This is a genomic window from Crassaminicella thermophila (genome assembly GCF_008152325.1).
In the GTDB taxonomy this organism is placed as follows: domain Bacteria; phylum Bacillota; class Clostridia; order Peptostreptococcales; family Thermotaleaceae; genus Crassaminicella_A; species Crassaminicella_A thermophila.
This window is the reverse complement of sequence record NZ_CP042243.1, coordinates 2,877,335-2,889,280: the sequence shown is the minus strand read 5'-3', so window position 1 is coordinate 2,889,280 and position 11,946 is coordinate 2,877,335. Positions and strand designations below refer to the sequence as shown.

Below are 11,946 nucleotides of genomic sequence, written 5' to 3'. Positions count from 1 at the left end.
TGGAGGTGAATGTTAGTGGCATATGTAATAACAGATGCATGTATCAATTGTGGTGCATGTGAGCCAGAATGTCCTGTAGGCGTAATCAGTTCTGGAGATGATAAGTATGTAATAGATGCGGCAGGATGCATTGATTGTGGTGCTTGTGCAAATGTATGTCCTGTAGATGCACCAAAACCAGAATAATGTACAATAGAAAGCCCCTAAATATAGGGGGTTTTTTTATGGGAAATATAGTATAATGGATATATAAAGAATTTTTATAAACATCAGATTATTGTGTATTGTGGGATTGTATGTTTTTACATGCTAGATAATGAATTAGTCTTAGGAGGATATTTAAAAATGGATTATGATACTCAAAATATAGAAAACAAAGTGTATAAAGAGCTAAAACATGCTATCTTGACAAAACAATTTTATCCTAATTATAAGTTAGTAGAAGCAACTATAGCAGAAAAATTAGGAGTAAGTAGAACTCCTGTAAGAAGTGCATTTAAAAAGCTAGCTTACGAAGGATTGGTGAATATTATACCTAGGAAAGGTGCTTTTATTGCACAGCCAACTATAGAAGAATTTATGCAGATCTATTCAAGTCGTTTAATATTAGAAAAAGAAGCAGCAATACTAGCAGCTAAACAAATGACAGCTGTAGATTTAGATTTTTTTAAACAATTATTAGAAGAAGAAAAAGAAAGTTATCAAAAGAGGGATTTTGAAAAATTCATTGCTACAAATAATAAAATACATATGCTAATAGCAGAAGCCTCAAAAAATAGATATTTTATTAAATTTATCAATGAATTACTAACGAAAAGTAATATATATTTAGTTTTTTATGATCAATTCTATACTAAGCCCCTAGAAGAGTTGAATTCAGTAAAAGAACACGGACAATTGTTTAAAGCAATAAAAGCTGGAGATTCTTACAAAAGTGGGCAAGCAATGGAGCAGCATATAAAAAGTATTTTTGAAAATCTTGAATTAACAATTTCTGAAAGAATGAATCCTTTTCATAACTCTATATCTACTTTATAATGTAGTATTCGGTGTATAATTTTAAAAAGCCTATCTTAAGTCATATCAATTTATCTATAGATGCAACTCTTTTATTTTTTTATATTTTTCTACAGCTATATGAAAATTTAATAGTTTAAAAGCTTATTTTTTTTTGCTTGTTCGCGTACTAATAGTATACAAAATTGAATACTATTTAGTATACAATTCTATTATTAGAAAAAGGGGGTAGTGTAGTGAAAAGGGCAAAAAGAAATATTAGCTTTAAAGAATCTGTCTTTTTATTATTTACTTTTATATTTATATTGATGTGGGGTGCATTAAAAGCAAAGATTCCTACAGGTATGTCTATTTTATTATGTGCTATTGTAACTTCTACTTATGGGATGCTTATTTTGAGATTTGAGTGGGATGAAATACTCAAAGGAATATTAAAAGTGTTTTCTATAGGAATGCCGGCAGTTCTTATTTTATTAATGGTAGGATTAATTACAGCCTCTTGGTTAGCTTCGGGAACAACACCTATATTAATCTATTGGGGATTAAAGATACTAAGACCATCTATTTTCTTGATTGCTGCATTTTTAATAACATCTATTGCTTCTATAGCAACAGGATCTGCTTGGGCAATAATAGGTACTTTTGGAGTTGCTTTAATGGGAATTGCTAATGGTATTGGAGTCCCAATTGGTGTGGCAGTTGGAGCGATTGTAGCAGGCTCATATTTAGGAGATAAATGGAGTCCTTTGTCTGATTCAGCCAATTTAGCAGCTGCAGTTGCAGGGCAGGATGTATTTCATCTATTTAAAAGTATGTTTTCTACAACTGGCTTGGGGGCTCTTGGTGCAATTATTATTTATGGAATAATAGGCTTAGGTTATGCAAATAACAGTGCAGTAGATGCTTCTTCTATTAAAGAAATCATAGATGGACTAGCTAATGCTTATAATTTTAACATTATATTAATTTTACCTCCATTAGTTGTTATCTATTTAGCTGTGAGAAAAAAACCTATTTTACCAGTTTTGGTTATTGGTGTAATTATAGGAGCGATTTTAGCAATACTATTGCAAAATATACCAGTTAATAAAATGTTAAGTGTGCTCTATAGTGGGTACAGTTCTTCTACTGGCCTCGAAGGAATTGATAAGCTATTAAGTGGTGGAGGCCTAAAATCAATGATGGGGTTAATCTTAATTATTTTCTGTGCATTTATATTTGCAGGGACAGTGGAAGTTATTGGAATATTAGATACTATATTAAATAAACTTACAAAACTTACACAATCAGAAGGATCATTGGTATTAACATCCCTTATAACCTCTGTATTAACCGTTTATCTTTCTAGTAGTGTTTATGTTTCACTTATTTTAAATGGACGTATGTATGTTCCTGCCTATGAACGTGTAGGATTGCATAAAGTTAATCTTTCTAGAACAATTGTAGAAGCAGCTTCCTATTCAGGAGCTTATGTGCCATGGAGCGGTGGGGCATTACTAATACTTGGTACTTTAGGTTTAAAGTGGTATGAGTTTGCACCATATCTATTTAATCATTGGATCAGCATGGTATTAGTTGTGCTCTTTGCTTTTATGGGTAAGTTTATGGAGAAGAATTCTAAATATAACGATGCTGCTAAAAGAGAGTCAGATGAGCCTTTTATATAAATGTAATCTTTAGGAATGGAAGATAAATGCGTTATCTTAATAAATATATTTAAGGAGGCTTTGTATATGGTTAAAAAGATTACAATCATTGGGGGAGGAAATGGGGCTTTTGCTGTTGCGGGTGACTTAACATTAGCAGGCTATGAAATAACTTTATATGAAGATGAAAGATTTAAAGAAAATATAGAAGAATTGCTAAAAACACAAACGATTACTTTAACAGGAGTTGGGAAAACAGGAGAAGCAAAAATTCATAAAGTTACAATGGATTTACAGGAAGCTCTATTGGAGGCAGATTTAATCATGCCAGTAGTTCCAGCATATGCACTAAAAAATTTTGCCGAAAAGATAGCACCATATATAAAAAGAGGGGATAAAATAGTTTTAACGCCTGGCAGTACGGGTGGTGCATTAATTGTATCGAAAGTATTAAATGAAAAAGGAAAATTAGATGAAGTAAAAATTGCAGAAATGCATACTTTGCCATATGCTTGTAGAAAAACAGGCCCAACAAGTGTAAATATATTGTTAGAATGTGGTAAATTATACTTTGCAGCTTTTCCAGCCAAATACAATCAGGAAATGTATGATATAGTAAAAGAATTCTACCCAGCAGTAGAATTAGTAAATGATGTTTTAGAAACTGCGCTGAACAATGGAAATCCTGTATCCCATCCAGCCCCTGTTGTACTAAATGCTGGTAAGATTGAATACTATAAAGGAGAACATTATCATTACAAAGAAGGTATCACGCCATCTGTTGCACGTGTTAACGAAAAAATTGATATTGAAAGGCAAGAAATATGTAAAAAATTTGGATATAAAATTGTTGACGCTAAAGATCGGTTGTTTTTAATGGGATATGTACCTAAAAGAGAAACGCTTTATGAATGTTATAGAGACAGTAAAGTATTTTCACCATTAAAAGGTCCAAAAGATTTAAATGACCGATATTTGACAGAAGATACACCATGTTCTTTGGTAGCTTTATCAAGTATAGCAGATATAGTAGGAGTAGAAACCCCTGTAATGGATTCTGTAATAACTTTGGCTTCTGCTTTAAAAGATGAGAATTATTGGAAAACAGGGAATACGGTTGAAAGTTTAGGGCTGAGTGGAATGAATGCTGAAGAAATAAAAGACTTTTTACAAGAGGGATATAAATAATAATGAGCTCTATAGATTTCTATAGGGCTTAAAGTGTTTAAAAAGTAAACATTTAAAAAAGGGGGGAAGTTTTGAATGGGATAAAAATTTTTGATTTTATATTGATAGGTCTATATTTTATTGGAATGGTACTTATAGGATTTTATTTCAAGAAAAGGATAACGAAGTCTACGGATTATTATTTAGCGGGTAGAAGTTTAAACTTTTTTGTTATTATGGCCACTGTATGTGCTTCAATTATTGGTGGCGGAGCAATGATAGGACGTGGTGGGATTACTTATAGTCAAGGTGTAGTTGCGATTATGTTGGGATTACCTTACTTGCTAGGAATGTATTTTTTTTCTTTTATTTCAGGAAGGATACAAGAAGTAGGAGAATTAAACAATATCGATTCTATTCCTGATTTGATGGAATATCGATTTGGTATAAAAGCAAAGTATATGACGGCTTTCTTAATAGCATTTACTATGATGGCAACTGTAGGAACACAAATTACAGCAACAGCTACACTTATAAAAACGATTGGGGGCTTTTCTTATGAAGCTGGAGCTTGGATTGCAGTCATTATATTTGTTTCTTATACGGCAGCTTCAGGTTTATTTGGAGTAGTTTATACGGATGTAGTCCAATTCATAATCTTGATGCTTTTTATGTATATATTATTACCAATAATTTCTTTAGTTAAAGTAGGCGGTATAAGTACTATGATACAATCAGTGCCAAAAGAAATGCTGTCTTTAAAGCCATCTCCTCAGATTATAGGTTGGATATTTACAAATTTGGTATTTACATTAGCTGGTGCTGAAATGTGGCAAAGAGCTTTTGCTGCTAGAAGTCCGAAGGATGCTCGTAAAGGAATGTTATTAGGGAATACGGTCTATGCATATACTATTGTTGTAACTTTAATAATTGGATTAAGTGCATATATACTACTTCCAAATATCATAAATGATTATGGAACAGCAGATGCTGCTATTCCAGCCTTAGTTAGTTATTTATTACCTGTAGGTATTACTGGATTAACCATAGCTGCATTGTTTGCAGTTCTTATGTCCTCGGCTGATACTTATTTACTTATTTCTGTTCAGACTATTCTAAGAGATATTTTAAAACCTGTATGGCCTAATATGGATGAGAAGAAAGAACTTTTTTATTCAAGAATATTTACTATTTTATTAGGGATTGCAGCCTTAATCATTGCTCTTTATATCAGACAGGCATATAAAACCTTAATGTTTGCATGGTCTTTTTATGCAGCTTCTGTTGGATTACCTGCTTTTGCTGCTCTATATTGGAGGAAAGCTACTTCTTCAGGCATTATATCAGGGATTATTATAGGATTTGCAACTAGTATAATATGGAAATTGACTGGTTCGCCTTGGGGAGTAGGTGCTGCATTGCCAGGATCAATATTGTGTGGGTTAGCTTTAGTTTTGGTAAGTTATGTTACATATAAAGAAGATGAGCCTACTCCTTTTCCTAAGTTATCAAGTTCAGTGAAAATGAAACACAAATATTAAGAACTTAAAGCATACTTAAAGTCCCAACTATGTAGGGACTTTTTGAGCTTTTTTACAAAATATATATAAGAAGAGGTTAAGTGTTTGAGAAAGTACATATTTCTCAGACTTTTTGCTTTTTACAAAGTATAGTATAATTAATTTAGGGATAAGATTTATTATAATCAGAGGGGGTGTATTATGAATAAAAGAATAGGATTAAAGAAAATGGGAATATTACTCATGGTTTTTTTAATGACTTTAGTATTATTTGGATGCTCTAATAAAAAAGAAAATTATGAAGAAAAAGAAAATCATGAAAAAGTTCAATTACAAAATGATAAAAATGAAGAACCAAAGGACAAAACAGGAGTATTTATAGGAGATAAAGCATACGATTTTACGCTTTTAGATAGAGAAGGAAATGAAATAAAATTATCTGATTTAAAGGGGAAAGTAGTATTTCTAAACTTTTGGACCATTTGGTGTGGCACTTGTAGCAAAGAAATGCCCTATATTCAAGAAATATATGAGCAGTATAAAGATAAAGATGTGGTTATAGCAGCTGTAAATGTATTAGGTGCTGAAAAAGTAGATATGGAAGGTGTAAACAAATTTTTAGATGAAAAAGGATACACATTTCCTGTATTATATGATGTAGACGGAGAAGTATCTGTACAGTATAAAGTAAGAGCTTTTCCAACTACCTATATAATTAATAAAGAAGGATATATAGCAGATTTTATAACAGAAGCAATGGATAAAGAAATGATGACAGAAAAGATTGAAAATGCAATGAATCAATAGGAGAGATATATATGGATGAAAAATTAGTAAAAGAACATGAAAGAGTTGATGATCTGCAGTGTAGAGGACTAAGACTCATACAAAATCCAGAAGGTTTTTGCTTTGGTATAGATGCAGTTCTTCTTAGCAATTTTTGTGAAATAAGAAAGAACTGGCGTGTTATAGATTTAGGGACAGGAACAGGAATCATTCCTATACTTTTAGCAGGAAAAACAAATGCAAAAGAAATTTTAGGCGTTGAAATTCAAGAAGAAGTTGCCGAAATGGCATCAAGGAGTGTAAAACTCAATAAATTAGAGGAAAAAGTGAAAATTATTAATGAGGATTTAAACAAGATATTTGATCATGTAAACCAAAATTCCTTTGATGCAGTTACATCAAATCCACCCTATATGAATGAAGGTGCAGGTCTTTTAAATCCAGAAAGCATGAAAGCAATTTCAAGACATGAAATAAAATGCACCCTAGAAGATGTGATCCGCATTTCTAGCAAACTATTAAAGGATAGAGGACATTTTTATATGGTACATAGACCACATAGACTGGTAGATATTATTTATCTATGTAGACAATATAGATTAGAACCTAAAAAAATAAGATTTGTCCATCCAAATAAAAATAAAAAACCAAATATTTTATTAATACAATGTGTGAAATTTGGAAGACCTGAATTAAAGTTTATGGATCCTTTATATGTTTATAATGAAGATGGAAGCTATACAGATGAAATCCATAAGATTTACGGAAGAGAAGGGGAATAAAAAAGATACTCGTGCAAGCACAAGTATCTTTTTTATTTGCTGATTTCTTCAATACAAGCCGGACAAATATTTTTTCCTTTGAAAACTGTTATATCTTTAGCTTGTCCGCAGAAGATGCAAGCAGGTTCATATTTTTTTAGAATGATTTGATCTTCATCAACATAAATTTCTAGTGCATCCTTTTCTTTGATATTTAATGTTCTTCTTAACTCGATTGGAAGAACAACTCTGCCTAATTCATCTACTTTTCTTACTATACCTGTGGACTTCATCCATCAACTTCCTTTCTTCAACAAAATTCGACATTTTTATCGTAATTAAATAGTACCAGAATTGTAAATAAAAGTCAACCATAAATTTTGAACAAATTTATATATATATAGATAACTTCAAGAAGAAAAATAAAGATGAGTTCATTTATAAAAGTAGTCAAAATGTAGAAGTTGACATATGCTAGAATAAAAATTAATATTGTATTTGAGAGAAAAGGTTTTCATAAACTATACAGGGAGTGGATATAGTGAATACCTTAAAGGAATATATAAAACAAATATATTACCTGACTAGATTCGACATTTATATTGTAGGGAATGTATTGATAGATTATCTATTGAAAAAGGAAATAAAGAATATAGATATAGTTCTTAAAAAAGATGCGATTCAGACAGCTAAAAAATTTGCAGAGAAAATAGGTAAAGTAATAAAAATCGATGAGCAAGAAGGAACTGCTAATGTAATATTAGAAGATACAAAAAAGATTATTAAATTTTCAAATATGCAAGGAAAAGACATTATAAATGATTTAGAAAATCAAGTTTTTAGTATTAATGCAATGGCAGTAAAAGTAAATAAAGACGGAACCTTTAATATGGAAGATATGATTGATCCTTTTGGTGGCGTAAAAGACATTAATAATAGACTTATAAGGAGCGTAAAGGCTACTACCTTTGAAGAAAATCCATTGAACATGTTAATAGCAGTTAGGCTTATGGCTAAGCTAGGTTTTGATTTAGAAAAAACAACGGCAGAGCTCATAAAGAAAAACGCACAAAAAATTTTAAGCCTTGATTGGAAGGATATATCAAAGGAATTGTTCTATATATTAGGGGAAAAACGCACTTATTATTATATCCAGATAATGGACAAAGAACTCCATTTATTCGACAAACTTTTTCCTGAAATCATTCCAATGAAGGAGGTTGGAAGATGTGATTATCATGTAGTAGATGCATGGACCCATTCACTATATGCATTAAAAGAGATAGAGAGCATTATTTATGCAAATGGATATTTTGAATACCATCTAAGGTGTGAATATGAAAAACATATAGAGAAAATTTTTTCTAATGGGCATACAAGAATGCAGTTGGTAAAGTTAGCTACCCTATTTCATGATATTGGGAAACCAAAAGCTTGTTGGATTGATGAGAAGGGAAAAACCAGATTTAGAGGCCATGAAATTTTAGGAGTTGAGATTATAGAAAAAATTGCAGATAGATTACAATTAAACCAAGAAGAAAAATGGTATTTGTCCAAGATGGTAAAAGAACATATGTGGCCTTTAGGTCTTTATAAAAGGAATGATGTTAGTGGAAAAACAACTTATGATTTATTTAAAAATCTTAAAGAAGATACATTAGATGTATTGTTAATTTCTTTGGCAGATATTATCTCTACAAGGAAACTACTTTATCCAAATGAAGAAATGGGTATGTATAAAATACACATAGAATATTTAGCCAATAACTACCTAACAAGGTTTAAAAATATCCAAGATATTTCCGAAATCTTAAGGGAAGAAGATATAAAAAAGAAATTTTCTATAAAAGATCCAAAAAAAATAGAAATATTATTAGAAGAGATAAAAAAAGCTATATTCTTAGGGAAAATCCCACCAGTAAAAGAAAATGCCATACTTTATATAAAAGAAAATGTTTTAAAAAAAGAGAACTAACTCTCTTTTTTTAAAACTATTTTTTTTGACTTAAAACCATTAAAAAATTCTCTTATGGAATAGATTATTTGAATAGCGCCAATAACTTTTGATAATACATCATTATTTTCAGCCAAAGTAGATGCAGCTACTTCTGTAGTACCTACAATTTGATTTATAGTTCCTTGTATAGCCTTCACATCATTGGATAAATCACTACTAATACTTTCAATATTTTGTGCAATAGAAGGGGCTTGATCAAGAATCTTATCAATATTATACTGGTTGTTTTGTAGGACTTTTTTAAATACCTTTACGGTATCGTTTAAATTTTTTAACAGACATATGGCATAAATTATTAAAACTAGCAGGGCTGTTCCTAACAGCATAATTCCTAAATCACCCAAGGAAATTTGTACGTTCACTAAAACACTCCTTTCTTTTTTCATATATATTTATTTCCATCATTGTGCATAGGCAATCATGAATTTTGTATATTATACCATCTGTTCCTAGAAAAAGAAATCTTATTTATAAAGAATATGAAATCATTTATAAAATGATGAAGATGAAACCTAAAAAAGTACATCATTATTCCTTTACAAATGGAAATATATATTTTATAATATTACCAAGACAATTTGGTAACAATATAACAAAAAGGAGGAGTCTTATGAATAAAATAAAAGTTGAGCGTGTGCAAACGGGTGTGAGGATGGAAAAAAGAATGGTAAAAGTATTAAAAGGATTAGCAGAGTATTTAGACATATCTTTAGGAGATTTGCTTGAAGGAATAGTACTGCATGCTTTTGAAGGAAAAGCTCCATTTAGTGATAAAACCACCCAGAAAATAGAAGAATTAAAAAAAGTTTATGAAATGGATTATGATTCAACTGCAAGCCACAAGCTTATAGAAGATGAATAGTATAAAACACGCAATTATGTATTGCGTGTTTTATATGTATGTTCAATATGGGTGATAATTTAGCTGTTAATTTTTTATATCTTAAAGAATTATTCCTTCCCATTTAACATACTATTTATCTTACTTACAAATGCTTCTCCTTTAGAACGTTCAAAGAAAGATATAGGATAGTTTATAACTTCTTCAGATTTATTTGTAATTATAATAGACGTTCTATAAGCGTTTAATATGGTTGAAATTCCAATTAGTAAAAACAGAAACCCCCATACCAAGCTTTTGTTAAAGGTATCAAAAGCCCAATAACTTAGGAGGATCCCAAGGAAGAACGATGTTGAATAAGGCTTTGTTTCTACTTTTATTTCGGAAATATCATCAAAAGAATAGCTATCATGTATTTTTCCTATAGGAAGAAACAATAGCAGCTTAGGAACTTTTACCTCAAGTTTTTCTTTAGTGAATTGAAAATAAGATTTTATAAAAAAATAAGTATTTGAATACATAAAGCTTTCTTCAAAATAATTCTTTTCTAATGGTTCTTTTGGCATAAAATATAACTCCTTTCTTTTGTGAAAAAATTGTTTATTTTATCTAAATTGTATATATTTTTATGTAATAAGTCCATAAATTTTTTAATGGAGGATGGATGAAATGGGTAAAACCATGAATATTTTGACAAATACAAATTTAAATGTTATAATAAAATTAATGCGATGCTATCATAAAAGTATTCATAAAATAAAATTAATTTCATATACCTTTCTATTTTAATATAGATCTATAAAATATTTATACAATCATCTTTAGATAACCTATCGTAAAGAATCTTTTTATTTACTTTCTATTTTGCCCTATTTTATAAATTTTTTTAAATTCTATATATTTTTGAAATGAAAGGTGTTTCAATAAGTGGATTACTTTTGATTTATGTTAAATTATTGATGAAAGAGAATATATCATAGCATACATTTTATGCTGCCTATGGAGGCGATGTCTTTACGATGCATTCGCTTTTTTGTTGTATGCTTTTTCTGTATACAAAGAACATCTCGTAGAAAAAATCTTAATTTTAAGAGATGAGCATATGATAAACAACATTAGCATTTTAAGTTGATTATCCATAATAATACTAAAAAGGAGATGAGGGAAATGAATATTTTTCAAAAAAGCAAAAGAATAAAGATTTTCTTTATATTAGTACTTAGTCTTTCTATGTTAGGATTGACTGCTTGCGGAGGAAAAGTAGAACAAGCACAAAAACCAAAAATTATGTTTGCAGATCCTGGATGGGACAGTATTGCTTTTCATAATAGTGTGTCAAGATTCATTATAGAAAATGGATACGGATACAAAACAGATGTTACAATGGGATCGTCTACTGCAACTCTTACAGGACTTAGACAAGGAGATATAGATGTGTATATGGAAGTTTGGAAGGATAATATCATTGATATGTACAATGATGCTATAGAAAAAGGAGATTTTGTAGAATTAGGAACAAACTTTGATGATGATAAACAAGGATTATACGTACCTACTTATGTAATTAAAGGAGATCCAGATAGAGGTATTGCACCTATGGCACCAGATTTAAAATCTATAAAAGATTTACCAAAATACTGGGAGCTTTTTAAGGATGAAGAAGATCCAAGCAAAGGACGTATTTATGGAGCCATACCAGGATGGGTATGTGATGAGATTATGCGCACAAAAATGAAAAATTATGGTTTAGACAAAACTTATAACTACTTTAGCCCTGGATCTGATGCAGCCCTTGCTTCTTCAATTGCAGCAGCTTATGAAAAAGGAGAGCCTTGGGTAGGTTATTATTGGGAACCTACTTGGATTATGGGGAAATACGATATGACGCTTCTTGAAGATGAACCATATAGTGAAGAATTATGGAAAAATGGATATAACTGCGAATTTAGACCAGTGGATATTACGATTGTAGTAAACAGGGATATGCCTAAAAAGGCTCCAGATGTAGTTGAATTTTTGAAAAATTACCATACGGATAGCAAAATTATTAGTGAAGCATTAGCTTATATGCAAAACAATAATGTAGATGCAGATGAAGCAGCAAAATGGTTTTTAAAAGAACATGAAGAAATATGGAAAAAATGGGTATCAGATGAAGTGGCTCAAAAGGTAAAAGAAGCCATTAAATAAT

At 30.4% G+C, this 11,946-nt stretch carries 13 protein-coding genes; 10 read left to right on the top strand and 3 right to left on the bottom strand.

Going from position 1 to position 11,946, the window contains the following annotated elements; all coding sequences use genetic code 11:
• Positions 1 to 15: 15 nt before the first annotated feature.
• The 7 genes from FQB35_RS14580 to FQB35_RS14550 all read left to right on the top strand — a co-directional run bounded on the left by FQB35_RS14580 (position 16) and on the right by FQB35_RS14550 (position 6,918).
• A complete protein-coding gene (locus FQB35_RS14580) occupies positions 16 to 186 on the top strand; it encodes a DUF362 domain-containing protein (RefSeq protein WP_148810570.1) in 171 nt (56 codons plus the stop codon).
• Between the two features lie 159 nt (positions 187 to 345).
• Complete coding sequence (locus FQB35_RS14575) at positions 346 to 1,038, top strand: GntR family transcriptional regulator (protein WP_168198372.1); 693 nt, start codon at positions 346 to 348, stop codon at positions 1,036 to 1,038.
• A gap of 215 nt (positions 1,039 to 1,253) precedes the next feature.
• On the top strand, positions 1,254 to 2,684 hold the full coding sequence (locus tag FQB35_RS14570; RefSeq protein ID WP_148810568.1) for a Na+/H+ antiporter NhaC family protein: 1,431 nt from the start codon (positions 1,254 to 1,256) through the stop codon (positions 2,682 to 2,684).
• Between the two features lie 66 nt (positions 2,685 to 2,750).
• Positions 2,751 to 3,851: an NAD/NADP-dependent octopine/nopaline dehydrogenase family protein gene (locus FQB35_RS14565; protein ID WP_168198371.1), complete on the top strand. Its 1,101-nt coding sequence runs from the start codon at positions 2,751 to 2,753 to the stop codon at positions 3,849 to 3,851.
• 71 nt (positions 3,852 to 3,922) lie between these two features.
• The gene (locus FQB35_RS14560; protein WP_231701817.1) at positions 3,923 to 5,371 is read left to right on the top strand and encodes a sodium:solute symporter family protein; all 1,449 of its coding nucleotides are present in this window, start codon (positions 3,923 to 3,925) and stop codon (positions 5,369 to 5,371) included.
• 180 nt (positions 5,372 to 5,551) lie between these two features.
• Positions 5,552 to 6,157, top strand: a complete 606-nt coding sequence (locus FQB35_RS14555) for a redoxin domain-containing protein (protein WP_148810566.1) — start codon at positions 5,552 to 5,554, stop codon at positions 6,155 to 6,157.
• A gap of 11 nt (positions 6,158 to 6,168) precedes the next feature.
• The gene (locus FQB35_RS14550) at positions 6,169 to 6,918 is read left to right on the top strand and encodes a tRNA1(Val) (adenine(37)-N6)-methyltransferase (RefSeq protein ID WP_148810565.1); all 750 of its coding nucleotides are present in this window, start codon (positions 6,169 to 6,171) and stop codon (positions 6,916 to 6,918) included.
• Between the two features lie 32 nt (positions 6,919 to 6,950).
• On the opposite strand, the gene FQB35_RS14545 is transcribed toward FQB35_RS14550, so the two are convergent.
• Complete coding sequence (locus FQB35_RS14545) at positions 6,951 to 7,190, bottom strand: AbrB/MazE/SpoVT family DNA-binding domain-containing protein (RefSeq protein WP_148810564.1); 240 nt, start codon at positions 7,188 to 7,190, stop codon at positions 6,951 to 6,953.
• Positions 7,191 to 7,438: 248 nt separating this feature from the next.
• On the opposite strand from FQB35_RS14545, the gene FQB35_RS14540 reads away from it, so the two are divergent.
• Entirely contained in the window at positions 7,439 to 8,872 is a 1,434-nt protein-coding gene (locus FQB35_RS14540; RefSeq protein ID WP_148810563.1) for an HD domain-containing protein, read from the top strand.
• Here FQB35_RS14540 and FQB35_RS14535 read toward each other — a convergent pair.
• Positions 8,869 to 9,276, bottom strand: coding sequence for a hypothetical protein (locus FQB35_RS14535; protein WP_148810562.1), 408 nt, complete (start codon positions 9,274 to 9,276; stop codon positions 8,869 to 8,871). The genes FQB35_RS14540 and FQB35_RS14535 overlap by 4 nt on opposite strands.
• 248 nt (positions 9,277 to 9,524) lie before the next feature.
• Here FQB35_RS14535 and FQB35_RS14530 point away from each other — a divergent pair, with 248 nt between their 5' ends.
• Positions 9,525 to 9,776 carry a hypothetical protein gene (locus FQB35_RS14530; protein ID WP_148810561.1) on the top strand — a complete coding sequence of 84 codons (252 nt, stop codon included), beginning with the start codon at positions 9,525 to 9,527 and terminating at the stop codon, positions 9,774 to 9,776.
• Positions 9,777 to 9,865: 89 nt separating this feature from the next.
• Here the strand turns inward: FQB35_RS14530 and FQB35_RS14525 are convergent, their stop codons facing one another.
• Entirely contained in the window at positions 9,866 to 10,321 is a 456-nt protein-coding gene (locus FQB35_RS14525) for a hypothetical protein (protein WP_148810560.1), read from the bottom strand.
• A 601-nt stretch (positions 10,322 to 10,922) separates the two neighbouring features.
• Here FQB35_RS14525 and FQB35_RS14520 point away from each other — a divergent pair.
• Positions 10,923 to 11,945 carry an ABC transporter substrate-binding protein gene (locus FQB35_RS14520; RefSeq protein ID WP_148810559.1) on the top strand — a complete coding sequence of 341 codons (1,023 nt, stop codon included), beginning with the start codon at positions 10,923 to 10,925 and terminating at the stop codon, positions 11,943 to 11,945.
• Position 11,946: the final 1 nt, after the last annotated feature.

Coding starts and splice junctions, on each gene's coding strand:
- FQB35_RS14520 (WP_148810559.1), top strand. CDS start 10,923: ATGAATATTTTTCAAAAAAGCAAAAGAATAAAGATTTTCTTTATATTA.
- FQB35_RS14550 (WP_148810565.1), top strand. CDS start 6,169: ATGGATGAAAAATTAGTAAAAGAACATGAAAGAGTTGATGATCTGCAG.
- FQB35_RS14545 (WP_148810564.1), bottom strand. CDS start 7,190: ATGAAGTCCACAGGTATAGTAAGAAAAGTAGATGAATTAGGCAGAGTT.
- FQB35_RS14525 (WP_148810560.1), bottom strand. CDS start 10,321: ATGCCAAAAGAACCATTAGAAAAGAATTATTTTGAAGAAAGCTTTATG.
- FQB35_RS14575 (WP_168198372.1), top strand. CDS start 346: ATGGATTATGATACTCAAAATATAGAAAACAAAGTGTATAAAGAGCTA.
- FQB35_RS14530 (WP_148810561.1), top strand. CDS start 9,525: ATGAATAAAATAAAAGTTGAGCGTGTGCAAACGGGTGTGAGGATGGAA.
- FQB35_RS14565 (WP_168198371.1), top strand. CDS start 2,751: ATGGTTAAAAAGATTACAATCATTGGGGGAGGAAATGGGGCTTTTGCT.
- FQB35_RS14555 (WP_148810566.1), top strand. CDS start 5,552: ATGAATAAAAGAATAGGATTAAAGAAAATGGGAATATTACTCATGGTT.